Below are 20,197 nucleotides of genomic sequence, written 5' to 3'. Positions count from 1 at the left end.
TTTCTGCTCTTACTCTTTTACTTTTTTTGTTCAGATTTAATTTTCAAACTTGCCGTCTTCAAAATTTCTACACATAAGTCTTCATAACTGATGCCAACTGCCTTGGCCGCCATGGGCACCAGCGAATGCCCTGTCATGCCTGGAGAAGTATTAATCTCCAGCAAAAACGGTTTGTTATCTGACTTGCGCAACAAGACATCGACCCTGGCCCAGCCTTCGCAATCCAGTGCGCGATAAGCATCGACAGCCATCTTGCGGATGGCATCCGTCAGATCCTGCTCCAGCACAGCCGGGCAAATGTATTGTGTGTCGTCAGTAAAATACTTGTTCTGATAATCGTAGTTACCATCGGGTGCCACGATTTCAGTAATCGGCAAGGCATACGCCTGCTCACCCTTGCCCAGAATCGCTACTGTCAGTTCACGGCCTTCGACAAATTCTTCTGCCAGTACGACTTCATCAAACTGGGCAGCCAGGGCATAAGCTTCCTGCATGTCGGAGTAACCCACGACTTTGGTAATACCAATGGTAGAACCCTCATGTGGCGGCTTGATGATCAGAGGCAAACCCAGCTCATCCGGTACTCGGCGCAATTCAGTCTGACCGGTCAGTACGGCATAAGCAGGTGTGCTCAGGCCATAGGTTTGCCAGATGCGTTTGGTAAAAATCTTGTCCATGGCAATCGCCGATGCCATCACACCACTACCGGTATAAGGGATATTCAATTGTTCCAGCACGCCTTGCAGACTGCCGTCTTCACCGTAGCGGCCATGCAGGGCGATGAAAACGCGGTCAAATTTTTCTGCTGCCAGTTCTGCAATGCCGCGTTCTGCCGTGTCGAAAGGATGGGCATCGATGCCCTTGCTCAACAAGGCTTGCAGTACACCAGTACCAGACATGATGGAGATTTCACGTTCAGCCGAACGCCCGCCAAACAGCACGCCTACTTTGCCCAGAGATTTCAAATTCAATTCGCTCATGATGATCTGATCACTTGTTTTCTACATTTACACTGACTGCGCCAGTTTTGCCGGCACAGCATTGATGGAACCTGCGCCCATGACGATGACCACATCGCCGTCTTTCAATACCCGCAAAATACTGTCGGGCATTTCCTGTATATCTTCGACGAATACCGGCTCTACCTTGCCCATGACGCGCAATGCGCGGGACAGGGAACGGCCATCGGCCGCCAGGATAGGTGCCTCACCTGCGGCATAAACTTCTGCCAGCACGACGGCATCTGCATCAGAAATCACCCTGACGAAATCTTCAAACAGATCGCGTGTACGGGTGTAGCGATGTGGCTGGAAAGCCAGCACCAGCCTGCGGCCTGGGTAAGCGCCACGCGCTGCCGCCAGAGTCGCCGCCATTTCCACAGGATGATGACCGTAGTCATCCACCAGCGCAAAAGTGCCGCCATTCGCCAGGGCGATTTCGCCGTAGCGGGTAAAGCGACGGCCTACGCCATTGAATTCGGAGAGGGCTTTTTGGGTTGCCTCATCGCTGACACCCACTTCACGCGCAATCGCAATCGCGGCGCAGGCATTTTGTACATTGTGCATGCCAGGCTGGTTCAGGCTGACCTGCATATTCTCATAGCCATCTTGCACTACCGTGAAATGCATCTTGCCATTGGCGGCTGTGGCATCAACTGCGCGTACATCGGCATCTGCATGAAAGCCATAAGTGACGATGGGTTTGGACACGAAAGGCATGATTTCACGCACATTCGCATCATCCAGGCACAAGACTGCCACACCATAGAAGGGCAAACGCTGGGTAAATTCGATGAAAGCCTGTTTCAGGCGGGCGAAGTCATGGCCATAGGTTTCCATATGGTCAGCATCGATATTGGTGATGACTTCAATCACTGGCAAGAGGTTGAGGAAAGAAGCATCTGATTCATCGGCTTCGGCCACGATGAAATCGCCACTGCCCAGCTTGGCATTGGCACCGGCGCTATTGAGCAAACCGCCGATGACGAAAGTCGGGTCCAGGCCGCCCTGCGCTAACACACTGGCAACCAGGCTGGTCGTTGTCGTCTTGCCATGCGTGCCGGCAATCGCGATACCGCTTTTCAAGCGCATGAGTTCTGCCAGCATCATTGCACGTGGCACGATGGGAATATGTTTGGCACGGGCAGCGATGACTTCAGGGTTGTCACCCTTGACTGCGGTCGATGTCACGACGGCATCGGCACCAGCGATATTTTCAGCAGCATGACCCTGCACGACATTGGCGCCAAGTTGCGCCAGGCGTTTCGAGGCGGCATTGCTGCCGAGATCAGAACCGGAAATAGTGTAGCCCAGGTTCAGTAAGACTTCGGCGATACCGCTCATGCCCGAGCCGCCTATGCCTACAAAATGGATATGTTTTACTTTGTGTTTCATGCTAATGCTTCCAGAATATGGGCAATGTTGGCACTGGCTTCACGCTGCCCCAGGGCGTAGGCTGTTTCGGCCATCGCCAGGCATTGCGTTCTGTCCAGTGCTTTTAATTTCTCTGCCAGCAAGGCTGGGCTTAATTCAGTTTGAGGCAAATGGATGGCGGCTGTTTGCCCTGCCATCCAGATGGCGTTTTCTTTTTGGTGTGAAGTGCTCGACGCCATGAAAGGCACGAGTATGCTAGCCACACCGGCCGCAGTCAGTTCAGACACAGTAATCGCACCGGCACGGCAAATCACCAGATCAGCCTCGGCATAGCGGCGCGGCATGTCATCAATAAAATCCAGCACTTCGGCCTGTACACCTGCCTGCGCATAACTCTGACGCAAGGCTTCTATATGTTGTTTGCCAGACTGATGTGTAATCAGTGGACGCTGGGTTTCTGGCAACAGGGCCACTGCCTGCGGTACTGCGTCATTCAATACTTTGGCACCCAGGCTGCCACCCACCACCAGTATGCGCAAAGGACCAGTATGTGCGGCATAACGTGTTGCTGGTGCAGGCAATTCGCAAATTTCTTTGCGTATCGGGTTGCCGATGACAGTTGTTTTGTTATCTGCAGTCACCGTTGCCGATGGCAGGCCAAACAATAATTTGCTGGCGAAAGGACGCAAAGCCTTATTCGACAACAGCAAGGCAGCATCAGCATTCATCAGAACCACAGGCTTGCCACGCAAGGCAGCCATGATGCCGCCTGGCACAGTCACATACCCCCCCATGCCCAATACCACGTCAGGCTTGCGACGACCGATGATGCTGAAGCAGCTAAAGAAACTTTTGACCAGCTTGAAAGCACCGCTGACCGTATGCGACAAACCCTTGCCACGCAAGCCAGAGAAATCAATATTGTCCATGACGATATTGTGTTTAGGGACTATCTGCCCTTCCATGCCAATTTGCGTGCCCAGCCAACTGACTTGCCAGCCGCGTTCACGCATGATGTCGGCTATCGCCAGGCCAGGGAAGATATGGCCACCGGTACCAGCTGCCATGATCAACAATTTTTTTGGCATTTTTTGTATGGCCTGACTCATGCACGGCCTCCACGCATCAATACGCGGTTTTCATAATCAACACGCAACAAAATCGCCAGACCCACACAATTAATCATGACACCAGAACCACCGTAACTCATCAAAGGCAGGGTCAAACCCTTGGTAGGCAACAAGCCCAGGTTCACCCCCATATTAATAAACGCCTGCACACCTATCCAGATACCGATGCCCTTGGCCAGCAAACCGGCAAAGGTCTGATCCAGCGCTATGGCTTGTCTGCCAATTTCGAAAGCACGTTTCAGCAACCAGTAAAATAAAAGCACCACCGCCATGACACCAACGAAGCCCAGCTCTTCTCCGATGACAGCCAGCAAAAAATCTGTATGTGCTTCTGGCAGATAATGCAGTTTTTGTACACTGGCACCAAGGCCTACGCCAAATAACTCGCCACGGCCAAAAGCAATCAATGAATGCGTCAACTGGTAAGCCTTGCCCAGCGCATGGTCTTCTTCAAACGGACTAAGGTAGGCAAAAATACGCTCACGCCGCCATGGCGATAACAAAATCACTGAAGTAAAGATACCGATCAGAGTGGCAGCAATGCCACCAAACCAGACGCCGTTGATACCACCCAAAAACAGGATGCCCATGGCGATACAGACGATAACGCCAAAAGCACCCAGGTCAGGCTCGAGCAATAACAGCAAACCGACGATGCCAACCGCCGCCAGCATAGGCACAAAACCCTTGGTCAGTTTGTGCATGTACTCTTGCTTGCGCACGGTATAGTCAGCGGCATATAAAACCATGAACAACTTCATCAATTCAGATGGCTGCAAATTCAATACTTTGAAAGACAGCCAGCGCTTGGCACCATTCACACCTTTACCGAGGCCAGGTATCAATACAGCCACCAGCAACACCAAAGTGGCAACAAATAAATACGGCGCATATTTTTGCCAGACCGCGACAGGGATGCGGAACACCAAAGCGCCGGCGATCAGGGCCACCACCACGAAAATCGCCTGACGCATGAGGAAATGTGAATTCTTGTAATTGGCGTATTTGGGTGAATCAGGTAAAGAGATAGAAGCCGAATACACCATCACCATACCAAACAACATCAGGATAATTGTCACCCACACCAAAGGCTGGTCATAGTCCATCATCTTGGACCGGCTGACCAGGTTGGTACTCGCTGGCGCTGGGCCAAACGGAGACCATCTTTGCAGTGGGAGCAAGAGCTGACGCATCAACAAACCTCCCCACGTGCCAGTGCGATTTCGCGCACGGCATCCACAAACACCTCAGCACGATGCGCATAATTGCGGAACATGTCCAGACTGGCGCAAGCTGGTGAGAGCAAAACGATATCGCCATCTGCGGCCAGTTCAGCGGCGGCTTGCACGGCCATTTCCAGCGTTGTCACATCATGTACAGAAACACCAGTAACCGCCAATGCCTGCTGCAAGTCTTCTTTGGCTTTGCCTATCAGGATGACAGCCTTGGTATAACGTTCTACCGGATCAGCCAAAGGAGAGAAATCCTGGCCCTTGCCTTCACCACCGGCAATCAAAATAATCCGCTTGTGCAATGCATCGGATTGTTGGCCCAGGCCCTTCAAGGCGGCGACTGTCGCACCTACATTGGTACCTTTGCTGTCATCGATATAATCAACACCAGCGATATTGGCAACCTGCTCTACCCTGTGCGGCTCACCTTTGTAATCACGCAGACCATGTAACAAGGGAGCAAATGACAGACCTATGCCACGGCACAAAGCCAGGGCAGCCAGGGCATTCGCAGCATTGTGCTGGCCACGGATTTGCAGGGCATCGGTAGGCATCAGACGACTAACGATGACCGGCATTTCTTCTACTTCTTTTTTCTTGCGACGGCTATTCGTCACTACTGGTGCATCTTCTGCCGGATTTGCTACTGCCAGCCAACCCATGCCATGTTCATTCAGCAAACCCAGATCAGCCAGATGTTTTGGTGCATCAACACCAAAGCTGACGACATTACCAAGCGGCTTAGCCATGGACATGACGAGCGCATCATCGCGGTTCAGGACCTGCAAAGTCTGTTCGCCAAAAATTTTTGCCTTGTCAGTGCAATAAGCTTGCAGGCTGCCATGCCAGTCCAGATGATCCTGGCTGATATTCAACACTGTCGCCACATCGGCTTGCAGGCTATGCGTAGTGTGCAACTGGAAGCTGGACAACTCCAGCACCCAGACTTGCGGCAAACTGTCTTGCTCCAGGCACTCACGCAAAACATCGAGTACAGCCGGGCTGATATTACCGGCGACTTTAACTGTCAGGCCAGCGCGCTCCACTAATAAACCAACCAGGCTGGTGACGGTGGTCTTGCCATTGGTGCCGGTGATGGCGATGACTTTGGGCTGATATTCGCGCTCGGCTTTCAAAGCCTGCAGTGCCTGGGCAAATAATTCTATCTCGCCCCAGACCGGGATATTTTTTTCAGCAGCAACAGGTAACAGTTCTTGCAGCTCACGCAGAGGTGACAAGCCAGGGCTGACTGCCATCAACTCAACATCATCAAGCAAAGCCGGGCTGAAAGCACCACCAATAAATTCCACCTGATCCGACAAGGCTTGCAATTGCAGTAATCTGTCAGGTGCTTCACGAGTGTCAGCAACACGCAGTCGCGCACCGGCGCGCAGCAACCATTGCGCCATCGCCAGCCCGGTTTCACCCAGGCCCAGAACCAGTACATGTTTACCCGAAAAATCCATATCTGCTATTTCTATCCAACAAAACAAACATCAAACTACTTATTCACTTTTTAACGCAACTTCAGGGAAGACAAGCCTATCAAGACCAGCAACATGGTGATGATCCAGAAACGTACGACAACCTGGGTTTCTTTCCAGCCCTTTTTTTCAAAGTGGTGATGCAAAGGTGCCATCAGCAACAAGCGGCGGCCTTCGCCATATTTCCTCTTGGTGTATTTGAAGTAACTGACTTGCAGCATGACGGACAAAGTCTCGGCCACGAAAATACCACCCATGATGAACAACACGATCTCTTGCCTGACGATGACTGCCACGGTACCCAGTGCTCCACCCAAGGCCAGCGCTCCTACGTCACCCATGAATACTTGCGCAGGGTGAGCATTGAACCAGAGGAAAGCCAGACCAGCCCCTGCCATCGCACCACAGAAAATCAGCAACTCACCGGCACCTGGTATATGCGGTATCAACAGATATTTGGCATAACCCACATTACCGGTCAGGTAAGCAAACAGACCAAGCGCTGAACCGACCATGATGGTAGGCATGATGGCCAGGCCATCCAGTCCATCAGTAAAATTCACGGCATTGCTGGTACCGACGATAACGCAGTAGGTTAACGCAATAAAACCCCAGACACCCAGGGGATAGCTGACGGTTTTAAAGAAAGGCACGATCAGATCTGCTTTCGGTGGCAAGTCCATATTGAAACCGGACTGTACCCAGGCGATAAACAATTCCAGCACTTTTGAGTTACTTGGTGCGGAGACTGAAAACGCCAGGTAAAAAGCAGCGATCAAACCTATCAGCGATTGCCAGAAATATTTTTCCCTGGAGCGCATGCCTTCAGGATCTTTATAAACTACCTTGCGATAATCATCGACCCAGCCAACTGCACCATAGCCCAGCGTGACTATCATCACGACCCAGATAAAACGGTTGCTCAAATCTCCCCACAATAAAGTGGAAATACCAATGGAAATCAAGACCAGTACACCACCCATGGTCGGCGTGCCGGATTTAACCAGATGTGTTTCCATGCCATAGCTGCGTACAGCCTGGCCTACCTTGAGCCTGGTCAGCATGCGTATGACCGCTGGTCCAGCAAAAATACCGATGGAGATGGCCGTCATTGTGGCAAATACTGCGCGGAAGGTAATAAACCCGAATACGCGCAGCCAGCCTATATCCTGCTTTAACATTTCAGCCAACCAGAGCAACATACTAGTGATTCCCTATTATTTTTTGTTGTAATGTGTTTTTGTCTGCTTCGTCTGCTGCCAGCAGATGAGCAACGACTCTTTCCATTTTCATGAAACGTGAGCCTTTCACCAGCACTATGGTGTCAGCCGCAGTTTGCGCATCGAGGTTCTGGCACAGGTTTTCTACACTGGCAAAATGCTGTGCGCCGACACCATAGCCTTGCGCTGCATGAGCAACCAGTTCACCCAGCAAGAACAATTTTTTGATACCCCGCTGCTGCGCATACTCACCAATTTCATGATGAAATTGCGCACCGTTTTCACCAACCTCGCCCATGTCACCGAGTACCAGGGCTGTGTCACCACCGATTTGTGCCAGCACATCTATTGCGGCACGTACAGAATCAGGATTGGCGTTATAGCTGTCATCAATGACGGTTGCACCAGATTTGGCTTGCTTGCGTTGCAAACGGCCATTCACAGGTGCGAAATTTTCCAGACCGGCAACGATGGCTTCTTTGCTGACGCCGGTTGCGTGGCAGCAAGCTGCAGCAGCGAGTGCATTCAAGACATTGTGCTGACCAGCTGCGCTCAGGCGCACTGACAAGATCTGACCTGCCAGGTTGATTTGCAGGTCGCTGCCAAACACACTGGGCAGGTAAGTCGCATGCACATCAGCATCGGGCGTCAGACCAAAAGTCAGGGTTTTACGCTGACCACGTTCAGACGCAAAGGATTGCCATAAAGCTGTGTAAGTATCGTTGGCAGGGAATACAGCTACGCCATCATCTGGCAGGCACTGTATCGCCACGCCATTTTCGCGCGCCACTGCTTCCACACTTTGCATGAATTCTTGATGTTCACGCTGGGCATTGTTGACCAGGGCCACGGTGGGCATGGCAGCAGATGCCAGCAAGGCGATTTCGCCAGGATGGTTCATGCCCATTTCTATAACAGCGGCCTTGTGCCCCGCATGCAATTGCATGATGGTCAGGGGAACACCGATTTCATTATTCAAATTACCTGCAGTCGCCAGGCGGCCATCAATACCAAAGGCTGCGGCCAAAATCGAAGAAATCATTTCCTTGACGGTGGTCTTGCCATTACTGCCTGTCACACCAATGACAGGCAAGTCAAATTTTTGACGCCAGAAGCGGCCTACTTTTACCAGCGCCAGTTTGCTGTCTGCTACCTGCAAAGCCGGCAGTTTGAAGTCTGTTGGCAGATGTTCGGCAATCACTGCAGCGGCACCAGCAGCCGCTACTTGCGGCAAGAAATCATGCGCATCAAAATTTTCACCACGCAAGGCGACGAACAGATCACCAGAGCCGGCTTTGCGGCTATCGGTAGTCAGGCCAGTGATGCGGATAATGACACCAGCATCGCCAGTCAACTTGGCCGCAGGCAAGGCAGTCTGCAATTCCTGAAGAGAGAACTCCATCAGCTTCCCCTCTTCATATTACCGCTGGTTGCCACGGTAGCGAGTGAGAGCGCGGCATGCTCTTCATCAGAGAATGGCCATTTTTTCCCATTGATATCCTGATAGGTTTCATGCCCTTTGCCAGCCAGCAAAACCACATCATGATGATCTGCATGCTTGATCGCATACAGGATCGCATTGGCGCGATCTTCGATGACTTGCGGCGTGCCTGTCATGCCTTTGAGGATATCTTCTATGATCTGCGATGGATTTTCACTGCGCGGATTATCACTGGTGACAACGACATGTTGCGCTAGCTCAGCAATCTTGCCCATCTGCGGACGTTTGCCTGGGTCACGGTCACCACCACAACCAAACACGCACCATAAGGCCCCGGTTCTTTCTTGCGCAACCTGCTGCAAGGCTTCCAGGGTTTTTTCCAGCGCATCTGGTGTGTGCGCATAATCAATAACGACCATGACATGACCGGCAGTGCCCAGCAATTGCATGCGGCCAGGAACAGGCGTCAGTTTTTCTATGATGCCTACCGCCTTGCTCAGGGCAATGCCCTTGCTCAGCAATACGGCGAGTACCGCCAGGATATTGCTGACATTGAACTTGCCTATGAGCTGAGTCTTGACTTGCGCCGCGCCAAAAGGGGATTCCAGATGGAAGCTGGTGCCTGCATGGCTGGTTTTCAGATTGCTGGCGATCAGTGCATCAACACCTGGCACCAGGTCTTTTTCCAGACTGTAGCCCAGCAGTTTTGTAGCTGGCTGACTGGCTTGCAAATGCCTCAACAATTCCAGACCATAGGCATCATCCAGATTGATGACAGCAGTACCCAGCCCCTGCCAGTCAAAAAGTCTGGTTTTTGCAGCCGCATAGCCTTGCATATCACCATGATAATCAAGATGATCACGTGTCAGATTGGTCAGGACCGCCACATCAAAATGCAGGCCGTTCAAACGACCCTGATGCAAACCTATGGAAGAAGCTTCTATCGCCAGTGCCTGTGCGCCATCGCGCTGCAGGTCTGCCAGTTTTTGCTGCAAGCCTATCGCGTCTGGTGTGGTGTAACCAGTTTCGGCCAGTTGTCCGAGGATGCCATTGCGATACTGGCCTATGCCAAGCGTACCGATAACGGCAGCAGGTGTGCCACTCAGTGACAGTGCCCTGGCTATCCATTGCGAGCAGGAAGTCTTGCCATTGGTGCCGGTCACGGCCACATTAAACCAGCCCTGATCAGGCTCGCCGTACCAGGCATGAGCGACATGGCCAACCACATCCTGCAAATCCTGCACTGCAAGATGAGGAGTGTTTAGTGTTTCATCCCACACAAAATTATCAGCTTCATATACCACGGCGACTGCGCCATTGGCAATTGCGTGGGCGATATGCGCACGGCCATCAGTGATATGGGTGCGCAAGGCGAAGAAGACATCCCCAGTTTGTATGGAGCGGGAATCTGAGCGCAATTGCGCATTCGGCGCATGCTGCTTCAGCCAGTCCAGTATTGCTATCATAGTTATATTTTTCTGTGTCATTACATGCTTTCCTGTACGCTGGTATCAGGAATAATGCTGGTGACGGATGAGTCAGGCGGCACGTTCAGCGAACGCAAGACGTTCGCCGTAATGGCCGCAAATACCGGGGCAGCAACGGTGCCACCGTAATAACCGCCAGAGCTGGGTTCGTCTATCATGACCGCGACGATGACGCGCGGATTGGATACTGGTGCAAAGCCAACGAAATCACCCACATATTTATTGACATAGCGGCCACCCTCAAGCTTGTGGGCAGTACCAGTTTTACCTGCAACACGGTAACCAGCGATGCGCGCCTGGGTAGCAGTGCCACCCGGTTCGGTCACGGCTTCCATCATCAGGCGCATTTGTTTTGACGTTTTTTCAGAAATCACGCGTGAGCCTTGTGGCAACTCAGCCGACTTTTGGAAAGTCAGCGGGATCATGTCACCGTTCCTGGCAAAAATCATATAGGCGCGTGCCATCTGTATGAGCGATACCGAGATACCGTGACCATAGCTCATGGTGGCCTGCTCAATAGGACGCCAGTTTTTGTAATTACGCAAACGCCCGGCCACCGCGCCAGGGAAACCGAATTTTGGTTGCTGGCCAAAACCCAGGGTAGTAAACATCTCCCACATTTCTTGTGGTGGCATTTGCAATGCCATTTTTACCGTACCAATATTCGATGATTTTTGTATGACTTGCGCTACTGTCAAAGAGCCCTGTTTGTGCGCATCATGTATCAATGCCGGGCCTATGGCCATGACACCAGGCGCAGTCTGGAATACGGTATCAGGTGTTACCCTGCCAGTATCCAAAGCGAGTGCCACGGTCACCGGTTTCATGGTGGAGCCAGGCTCAAAAGTGTCGGTCATGACACGGTTACGCAATTGCGCACCAGTCAGCGCAGAACGATCATTGGGATTGTAAGTGGGCAGATTCACCAACGCCAGCACTTCACCGGTTTGCACGTCCAGCACCACTGCGCCACCTGCTTTGGCCTTATGTTTTTCTACTGCTTCTTTCAGGTGAGTGAAAGCAATGTATTGAATCTTGCTATCTATCGACAACGTCAAATCCTTGCCGTCATGCGGTTCGCGTACGGCTTGTATATCTTCAACAATATGGCCCAGCCTGTCCTTGATGACACGGCGACTCCCGGTCTTACCCGCCAGGTTTTTTTCCGATGCCAGCTCTATGCCTTCTTGTCCTACATCTTCTACATTGGTGAAGCCGACCACATGGGCCATGACTTCGCCTTCTGGGTAAAAGCGTTTATATTCTTTGCGGGTTTCTATACCGGCTATGCCCAGCGCCACGACCTTGTCAGAAACAGCAGGCTCGACCTGGCGTTTCAGATAGACAAACTGACGGTCAGAATCGAGCTTCTTGCGCAATTCTGCTTCCGTCATGTCGAGCAATTTAGCCAGTTGCTGTATTTTTTCTTTTGGGGCTTCCAGCACATCATCTGGAATGGCCCAGATGGCTTTTACAGGTACGGATGAAGCCAATACCTGACCATTGCGGTCAGTGATCTTGCCACGGGTTGCTGGTAATTCCAGCGTGCGGGCGTAGCGATTGGCACCCTGCTGCTTCAGGAAATCTTTGGTAAACCCCTGCAGATACAGGGCTTTGGCGATCAGGGCGACAAAAGCTGCAAACAATAAAAACAGGATAAAGCGAGAACGCCAGGCAGGCAGCTTCACATCCAGTACAGGGCTGGAAGAAAAGGCAACGCCGCGTGCAGCGGCGGTACGGGATGTACTGGCTGATCTGCTCATTTTGTCTCCACCGCTTTGAGGTACTGAGTACGATCAGGTGTAACTACCACCATATTCAATTCACGTGCCGCCGTCGTTTCTATACGGGAGTGCTTGCCAAAAGTGGATTGATCGAGTTTCAGTTGCGTCCATTGCAATTCATACTGTTTGCTTAAACTTTGCTCACGCTCCAGCTCTATAAACAGGCGACGTGCCTGGTATTGAGAATTAATCAGCGACAAGGCACAGGCTATCAGGGCAGCTGCCAGAACAATATTGAAGCGGGTGCTCATGCATCCCCCTCAGGCAAACGCTCTGCTACCCGCAAAATTGCTGAACGCGAACGCGGATTGGCACTGACCTCAGCTTCGGACGGCTTGATGCGGTTCAGCAAGCGCATTTGCGGTTTCGGCAAATCGATATGACGTATCGGCAAGCGACGGTCAGGCTGTTCCACCTTGACCTTGGAAGCAAAGAACTGCTTCACGATGCGGTCTTCCAGTGAATGGAAACTGATGACCGACATGCGTCCATACGGTGCCAATGCGTCGTAAGCTGCCGCCAAACCTATTTCGAGATCTTCAAGCTCCTGATTGATGAAAATCCGTATAGCCTGAAAGGTGCGAGTTGCCGGGTCTTTACCCTTCTCGCGAGTTTTGACGGCGTGTGCGACGATTTCTGCGAGCTGTCGTGTTCCACGAATGGCGTCTGTTTTCCTGCGAGCAACAATCGCCTTTGCAATCTGAAAAGCAAACCGTTCTTCCCCATAATTTTTTATAACCTCCGTAATTTGTTCTTCTTCGGCAGTCGCCAGCCATTCGGCAGCCGATATGCCACGCGTGGTATCCATGCGCATGTCGAGCGGACCATCTGATCTGAAACTGAAACCCCGGCTGGCATCATCCACTTGCGGGGATGAAATGCCCAAATCCATCAGGATGCCATCGACCTTGCCAACACCACAGTCAGGCAAAGCCTCACCAATAGCTGCAAAACTGTCATGCACGATATGGAAACGCGGGTCTTGTATTTCTGCTGCGCTGGCGATAGCCTGGGTGTCTTTATCAAAAGCAATCAGGCGGCCATTGCTACCCAGTTGCGACAAGATCAGGCGGCTATGTCCGCCACGGCCGAAGGTACCGTCTACATAAATCCCGCTGGCACGCTGATCTGCGATGCCGAGGGCGTCTACAGCCTCATGCAACAGCACAGTCTGGTGCGTAAAATCTGCCGCTTGCTGAATACTCATTGCTCGCGATCAGAAAGAAAAATTGTTTAATACATCAGGAGCACCGCCAGCAATGGCTTTTGCTTCGTTTTCTGCCAGCTTGACAGCGTCCCAAATCTCAAAATGGCTGCCCATACCCAAGAGCATGACGTCACGCTGCATGCCTACTGCACTGCGCAACTCAGGCGCGACCAGGATACGACCAGCGCCATCCATCTCCACATCAAAGGCATTGCCGAGAAAAATACGTTTCCAGTCGCGTGCCTGTATGGGCCAGGCAGCGATTTGTTCACGGTGAGATTCCCAGGTAGGGCGCGGGAAGAGCAAAAGGCAACCGTCAGGGTGGCGTGTCAGGGTAATCCGGCCTTCGCACTGCACATTGAGCGCGTCACGATGCCGGGCAGGGATGGACATCCTGCCTTTTGCATCGAGATTGAGTGAGGACGCCCCCTGAAACACGCTATCTACCTTTTTCCTGAAAATCTGTATGTCCGGCCACGCATGGAATGTAAGCGAAATCGGGAATTTTATGCCACAAAATTACACTTTTTCACACTATTGCCCACTTTAGTGGATGACTTGAGCCCGGTCAAGCGTATTTATGGGGTAATTTGGAAAAATTTCTAATGAAGTCAAGGACTTAGCGCCAACACTTGAGGTGAAGCTCAGTCAAGCCCAGACAATTTATCCTGATAAATTAGGCACTTACACCGCACAGTGAAAGTAGCGCCTTACATATAACCATGTGTTTATCCCGGACTGTTGCGTTTTGGGATGGGGGACTTAAGGAAAATGCCTGCAAGAAAGAGGAGATCGCCGCTTTTTAGCCGCTGAAGTGACAATTTATAAACGTTGCTGTACTGAAGGTGATGAACAAGGGTGCAGATTATCGCTGAAAATTGGCCTGCATGGGCAGGTTTTCAAGCCAAAAGCAGGTGAATTAGTGAGGTAATTCAGCGTTGCATGCCCGGTCGGCGGCATGACGATATATAGCTATTAAGTTTCCTTTCTTTGACGCTGCAATAATTGCAAAAACTCTTTGTCCGGGACAGCCTTGCTGAAATAGAAACCCTGGAATTCATCGCATTTGCATTCACGCAAGGTTTCCAGCTGTATGGCGGAATCCACTCCCTCGGCAATGACTTTAATGCCCAGGGTATGTGCCATCGCGACAATGGCGAGCACGATGGCGGTGTCATTTGGGTCTTCAGGTATGTCTTTAATGAAGGAACGATCGACCTTGACGCTGTCAACAGGAAAGCGCTTCAGGTAGGCCAGTGAAGAATAACCAGTCCCAAAATCGTCTATGGAGAGCGTAAAGCCAGCCTCCTTGAGGCCATCCATGAGCAAGATTGCCTGCTCACGGTTATGCATGACCATGCTTTCGGTAATCTCAAACTCGATGGAATTGGCGGGCACGCGCCAGAAATCGACGACGCTTTTGACCTCTTCCAGCATGTGAGCATCATTGAACTGGGCACCCGACAGATTGATTGCCACCCGGCCAAAATCCTTGTCAACATTTCGGAAACTCAGGATGTCACGGCAGGCAATGTCGAGTACCAGCATACCCAGACGGGCGATCAGGCCCGCCTCTTCTGCCAGGGCAATGAATTCAACCGGAGACAGCACTCCGCGCTCTGGGTGGTTCCAGCGCACCAGCGCCTCGGCACCGACGATGCGCTCGGTTTTGACATCCAGCTTGGGCTGATAATGGACAACAAACTCGCGCCGTTCCAGTGCCTTGCGCAAGCGCGCTTCAAAGGCCAGCCTCTCGACGGTATGGGTATTCATTTCCGAGGCATAGAACTGGTAATTATCCTTGCCCTTGTTTTTTGCCTTGTACATGGCAATGTCAGCATTTTTCAACAGGGTCTGGGCATCCCTGCCATCGGCAGGGAAGGTAGCAATGCCTATGCTGGCACTGAGCTGGCATTCCTGCCCATCTATCTCGAAAGGCTGGGCAGCAGCATACAAGAGCTTGTCAGCAACATCGCCAAGGTCGCGCGCCTCATTGAACTGGTCTATCAGGAGGATGAATTCGTCACCGCCTATCCTGGCGATGATGTCGGATTCGCGCAGGCATTGCCGGAAACTGAGTGCAATGGTGCGCAAGACATTGTCACCCTCGTCATGGCCAAAAGTGTCATTGATGTTTTTGAAGCGGTCAAGATCAAGGAATAGCACGGCCAGTTGACTGCGGTTACGTTCGGCAATCGCCAGCGAACGTGCCAGATGCTGGTTATACAGGAAGCGGTTAGGCAAACCCGTCAGCTCATCATAATGGGCGAGCTGCATGATTTTCTTTTCGGAGCGTCGGCCTTCTATGGCAATACCGGCAATATCCACCGTAATCCTGACCAGGCCCAGATCTTTTTCGCTGAGTGGCTCGCGGCTATAAGAAAACAGGCTGAAACTGCCCAGCAACTGACCATTCTTGCCAAAGATGGGCCAGGCTGAGCAAGAAGAGAATTCAACCAGGGTTTCTACCCCGTTCACGAATTGCATGGCAGGTGCCTGCAAAAACTCACGCAACCAGATAGGCTCCATGGTCAATGCGGTCTCAGACCAGATGCCGCTGCCATGGGTTACTGTCATGCCAGGTATCTGCGCCAGCAAAACCTCAGGGAAGCGACTGCCGGTAGCATGGGCAAAGCTTCGCCTGTCATCGGCCAGCAGTTGTATCCCGCAACGCCAATGAGGGCAAAGCTTTTCCACAAACTGGCTGATGGCTTCCAGTATGGAAGTCAACTCCTCTTCACCACCGATGAGTTTCAGCAGACGATTTTGCCCGGCGATCAGTAATTCACTATATTTGCGAGCATTGATATCACGCTCCACACAAAACAAGAGCATTTCGCCATCGACCTCGACCCGGCTCAGGGAAATTTCTGTGTGCTGTATCTGGTCATTCCTGACTGTGACCCATTCAAAGCGTTGTGGCTGCCCTTTAAAAGCCTGGTCTATCAGGGTAGCGACCAGTACGTCCTTGTCCTGGGAGGCATAACCAGCCACTGACTGGATACTGGGTGAGAAACTGCCCACCTTGCGCCCTATCACTTCTTCCTGGGTATTGACGCCAAAGAAGGCCACAGCAGCCGGATTGCAATCGACATAGATATAGTCACGGCTAATGAGCAGGATGGCATCTTGTGCCCCCTGATAAATAAGCCGGTAACGGCTCTCGCTGGCTTCCAGACGGTTTTTGGAATCACGCAAATGACGAATCTGCCATAACAACAGCAAGGCCAATAAAAAAATGAAGCCCGCAGTCGCCGCTGTCACCATGATCTTTTGCGTTACCCTGGCATTCCAGTCTGTCAATATGACATTACTCTCGCGTGCATAGACCAGTATCAAGGGGAAATCACTGATTTTGCGATAACTGATCAACCAGGCTTTACCCTCTTCATCTTCATCCCGCAAGGCCCCTTCCGGTGTCTTTTTGCGGATGATGTTGTCCAGTACAGACCTGGAGTAATCGCGTTCTTTCAAGCCAGCAGCAGCCAATTTCCTACCAGATTCATCATACAAGACGATGCTGGCACCACTGCCAAGAGCAATACGTTCATAGAAATCATAGAGATAACGGAGCTGAATATCAGCCTGCATCAAACCTGCGCGTTTGCCAGTTTTATCAAAAAAATTTTTAAGCACAGGTAAAATCCACTGCCCGGTCTGGCTCAGTTGATAAGCCTCGCCCAGTACTACTTTGGTATCTTCAGGATGCTCAAGCAAAAATTTTATATGGCGCTGGTTTGCGACTCTTTCAGGCGCAGGTACAACCACCCCCATCTGACTGGATGCAAGCCAATTTCCTTGAGAATCAAATACAGAAAGCGCGTGTATGGATTCAGACTCCTGCCTTTGCATGGCGAGGATTTGCTGCAACTGCCGGGCTTCTGCAGCAGTTACTTTAGTTTCAGAGAGGACTTCTTCACTTGCCACGGTCGTAACACGCACCGCACCGCGCATGACTTCGCTGACATGTTCTTCGAGCATGCGCACGGCCAGGAAATTATGCTCCTGAGCAGCATTGATGGTCAGCGTCTTGTCCTGGGCTATAGACCACCAGCTCTGCGCTATGATCGCGACTGCAATCAGGCAGATGCAAATAGCGAATGCCAGTATAGGCACATCGCGCTCTTTTTTCAGACCGCCAGTCTCCATGCGTTTTGCAATTTTTTTGTAGATACAGGGTCAGTAGAACTCATTGCACCAGTGTACCACTGGTATTTTCAGAACAAGGACTTGCTTGCAAGGAATGATGCTTGGTGGCGACATTCTGGAGCAGACTGCCGCATATTGTGAGGATGTTTGGGACGAAGCCAAAGAAATGTGCAAATTAAATAATAGGACCTACACAAAATTGTCCCAGCAAGGCCATGCTTTAGGAAACCGCCCTTGCAAGGGCGGTTCGTTACGCCGGCAGACGATATATTGTCTGAAACCCCGCCTTCACCGTAGCGACGAAGACAGTACTTTAGTACAAGGAAGGTAAAGGCGGGAGCTAAATAGTGAACTGAGTGCAACTGGGGCGATTTTGTGCAAATCTAAATAAGTTGAAGCAGGCCGGTAGGCCGGATTCTGTTACGGCATAATGCATTGCTGCCGTCTGCTATGACAATCATTCCTCTAGGCGACGGATTGCTCCGCCGCTCAAGCTTTCTACCCGCACGCTCCGCGAGCCACATCAACGCGTGCCTATTTGAAATTGCTCCGGGTGGAGGTTACCGCGTTTCACCGTAACTTAATACGCTCGTCTCTGTGGCCCTATTCCTCGCCTTATACCAAAGCTTGCGCCCTGGCTTTCAACGTACGGCCGTTAGCCGTCACCCTGCTCTATGGAGTCCGGACCTTCCTCCCGTCACCTTGATTGCTCAAGGCAACCAGCGATTGTCTGGCCTGCTTCGGGCGCTATTTTACCTCATTCAGGGTTAGTTAATCTAACCTATTCAATGATAATTCCGTGCACAAGCCTCAAATACGATGCAAATTAAGCAGGCTTTCTGGTAGCGTACTGCTTTTACTTTTTTTCATTGTCTATCATGCTGAAATCACGTTCTGGCGGCCAGTTGATTGTGGATGCCCTGCAAGTCCACGGTGTCGATACCATCTTCGGTGTACCTGGCGAGAGTTATTTGCCGGTGCTGGATGCCCTGCATGACAGCCCCATACGTTTCATCATCAACCGCCAGGAAGGCGGCGCAGCCTTCATGGCAGATGCCTACGGCAAAATGACCGGCAAACCCGGTATCTGCTTTGTCACCCGCGGGCCAGGTGCGACCAATGCGTCTATCGGCGTACATACGGCTTACCAGGATTCAACACCGATGATCCTGTTCATAGGCCAGGTTGGCAATGATTTTGTAGAACGAGAAGCTTTTCAAGAGATAGATTACCGCCGCATGTTTGGCCAGATGGCGAAATGGGTAGCCCAGATAGACCGCGCCGACCGCGTGCCAGAGTACATCGCCCGCGCCTTCCAGGTAGCGACCAGTGGCCGCCCCGGCCCTGTCGTACTGGCATTGCCAGAAGACATGCTGGCCCAGGTGGCAGAAGTTGCCGACACCCGTCATTACACGCCGGTGCAGGCATCTGCCTCGCCGCAGCAACTGGCGCAACTGCGCAATATGCTGACTGTATCGCAACGCCCTGTGCTGTTGCTGGGTGGCAGCGGCTGGGACAAGGCGGCATGTCAGCACATCAGCGAATTCGCCACCAGCAATCACCTGCCTGTGGCTTGTGCCTTCCGCTTCCAGGACTTGATGGACAATGCCCATCCCAACTACATAGGCGATGTAGGCATAGGCATCAATCCCAAGCTGGCGCAAAGACTGAAAGATGCAGACCTGATCATTGCCATAGGCCCGCGCCTCGGTGAAATGACCACCAGCGGTTACAGCGTGCTGGAAGCGCCAGTGCCAAAACAAAAGCTGGTACACATCCACAGCGATGCGCTGGAACTGGGCCGTGTCTACCAGGCTGATCTGATGATCAATAGCGGCATGAAGGAAATTGCAGAAGCACTGGCCGAAATGGAAGGCCTGGATGCCGCCACCAAATGGAAGACAACAGTCAGCGAAGCACGCGCTGATTTATTGGCCTGGCAAACCGAGCCTGCGATTTTTTCCAAGGAAAACGCCCCGTTAAATCTGTGGCAAGTGGTGCAGGACATCAAACGTCTGGCCCCAAAAGACACCATCATCACCAATGGCGCAGGCAATTATGCGACTTGGGCGCATCGTTACTTCCCTTACGGCGGCATGCGCACGCAACTGGCCCCCACCTCTGGTGCCATGGGCTATAGCGTACCCTCTGGCGTTGCCGCCAAGATCATAGACCCGCAACGCACCGTCATCACCTTTGCCGGCGATGGTGAATACCTGATGAATGGCCAGGAACTGGCAACTGCCGTGCAATACAAGGCAGGCGTGGTCATCATCGTCTTCAATAACGGCATGTATGGCACCATACGCATGCACCAGGAAAAAGAATTCCCGGCACGTGTCTCCGGCACAGAATTGCACAACCCGGATTTTGCCGCGCTGGCCCGCGCCTTTGGCGGCAGTGGTGAAGTCGTCAATACCACAGCAGAATTTGCCCCCGCCCTCGAACGTGCACTGGAGCATAGCCGCAAACACAATCTTCCAGCTCTCATAGAACTGCGTTATGACGGCAACCTGATCACGCCAGGGGCAACGCTGGAAACCATGCGCAAGATTGCGCAAGATGCAGGTAAATAAGGCCTGACCTTTCTTGGACCGGCTTCGGGACTTTCCCGGAGCTGGTTTGCGCTGCAACAAGTAAGACAGCATTCCCACAATCCACAAATTAAGGCACACTCCCATCATTACCTCC

Annotated in this window: 14 protein-coding genes and 1 other RNA gene; 1 reads left to right on the top strand and 14 read right to left on the bottom strand. The window is 52.0% G+C overall.

All coding sequences use genetic code 11. The features are described 5' to 3' along the window. Positions 1-17: 17 nt before the first annotated feature. From AC3WQT_RS08320 to rnpB, 14 genes are all read right to left on the bottom strand, one after another. Positions 18-980, bottom strand: coding sequence for a D-alanine--D-alanine ligase (locus AC3WQT_RS08320; protein WP_492703419.1), 963 nt, complete (start codon positions 978-980; stop codon positions 18-20). Between the two features lie 27 nt (positions 981-1,007). Beyond that, entirely contained in the window at positions 1,008-2,393 is a 1,386-nt protein-coding gene (gene murC, locus AC3WQT_RS08315; RefSeq protein ID WP_492703418.1) for a UDP-N-acetylmuramate--L-alanine ligase, read from the bottom strand. Further along, a complete protein-coding gene (gene murG, locus AC3WQT_RS08310; protein WP_492703417.1) occupies positions 2,390-3,481 on the bottom strand; it encodes an undecaprenyldiphospho-muramoylpentapeptide beta-N-acetylglucosaminyltransferase in 1,092 nt (363 codons plus the stop codon). The genes murC and murG overlap by 4 nt, the downstream gene beginning before the upstream one ends. Continuing rightward, entirely contained in the window at positions 3,478-4,695 is a 1,218-nt protein-coding gene (gene ftsW, locus AC3WQT_RS08305) for a putative lipid II flippase FtsW (RefSeq protein WP_492703416.1), read from the bottom strand. Before ftsW ends, murG begins: the two co-directional genes overlap by 4 nt. Continuing rightward, entirely contained in the window at positions 4,695-6,200 is a 1,506-nt protein-coding gene (gene murD, locus AC3WQT_RS08300) for a UDP-N-acetylmuramoyl-L-alanine--D-glutamate ligase (RefSeq protein WP_492703415.1), read from the bottom strand. The genes ftsW and murD overlap by 1 nt, the downstream gene beginning before the upstream one ends. Before the next feature lie 50 nt (positions 6,201-6,250). After that, complete coding sequence (mraY, locus tag AC3WQT_RS08295) at positions 6,251-7,420, bottom strand: phospho-N-acetylmuramoyl-pentapeptide-transferase (protein ID WP_162039863.1); 1,170 nt, start codon at positions 7,418-7,420, stop codon at positions 6,251-6,253. 1 nt (position 7,421) lies between these two features. Then, entirely contained in the window at positions 7,422-8,840 is a 1,419-nt protein-coding gene (locus tag AC3WQT_RS08290) for a UDP-N-acetylmuramoyl-tripeptide--D-alanyl-D-alanine ligase (RefSeq protein WP_492703414.1), read from the bottom strand. Further along, the gene (locus tag AC3WQT_RS08285) at positions 8,840-10,345 is read right to left on the bottom strand and encodes a UDP-N-acetylmuramoyl-L-alanyl-D-glutamate--2,6-diaminopimelate ligase (RefSeq protein WP_492703413.1); all 1,506 of its coding nucleotides are present in this window, start codon (positions 10,343-10,345) and stop codon (positions 8,840-8,842) included. Before AC3WQT_RS08285 ends, AC3WQT_RS08290 begins: the two co-directional genes overlap by 1 nt. 20 nt (positions 10,346-10,365) lie before the next feature. Continuing rightward, positions 10,366-12,129, bottom strand: coding sequence for a peptidoglycan D,D-transpeptidase FtsI family protein (locus AC3WQT_RS08280; protein ID WP_492703412.1), 1,764 nt, complete (start codon positions 12,127-12,129; stop codon positions 10,366-10,368). After that, positions 12,126-12,401 carry a cell division protein FtsL gene (gene ftsL, locus AC3WQT_RS08275; RefSeq protein WP_492703411.1) on the bottom strand — a complete coding sequence of 92 codons (276 nt, stop codon included), beginning with the start codon at positions 12,399-12,401 and terminating at the stop codon, positions 12,126-12,128. Before ftsL ends, AC3WQT_RS08280 begins: the two co-directional genes overlap by 4 nt. Next, complete coding sequence (gene rsmH / locus AC3WQT_RS08270; protein ID WP_492703410.1) at positions 12,398-13,357, bottom strand: 16S rRNA (cytosine(1402)-N(4))-methyltransferase RsmH; 960 nt, start codon at positions 13,355-13,357, stop codon at positions 12,398-12,400. The genes ftsL and rsmH overlap by 4 nt, the downstream gene beginning before the upstream one ends. Before the next feature lie 9 nt (positions 13,358-13,366). Beyond that, positions 13,367-13,795 carry a division/cell wall cluster transcriptional repressor MraZ gene (gene mraZ, locus AC3WQT_RS08265; RefSeq protein ID WP_492703409.1) on the bottom strand — a complete coding sequence of 143 codons (429 nt, stop codon included), beginning with the start codon at positions 13,793-13,795 and terminating at the stop codon, positions 13,367-13,369. A gap of 537 nt (positions 13,796-14,332) precedes the next feature. Then, complete coding sequence (locus AC3WQT_RS08260) at positions 14,333-17,506, bottom strand: bifunctional diguanylate cyclase/phosphodiesterase (protein WP_492703408.1); 3,174 nt, start codon at positions 17,504-17,506, stop codon at positions 14,333-14,335. 390 nt (positions 17,507-17,896) lie between these two features. Next, positions 17,897-18,248: RNase P RNA component class A (rnpB, locus tag AC3WQT_RS08255), an RNA gene on the bottom strand. A 136-nt stretch (positions 18,249-18,384) separates the two neighbouring features. Here rnpB and AC3WQT_RS08250 point away from each other — a divergent pair. Further along, complete coding sequence (locus AC3WQT_RS08250; protein WP_492703407.1) at positions 18,385-20,082, top strand: thiamine pyrophosphate-binding protein; 1,698 nt, start codon at positions 18,385-18,387, stop codon at positions 20,080-20,082. Positions 20,083-20,197: the final 115 nt, after the last annotated feature.

The organism is Undibacterium sp. FW305-107, from assembly GCF_058788535.1.
This window is presented reverse-complemented; position numbering and strand designations above follow the sequence as displayed.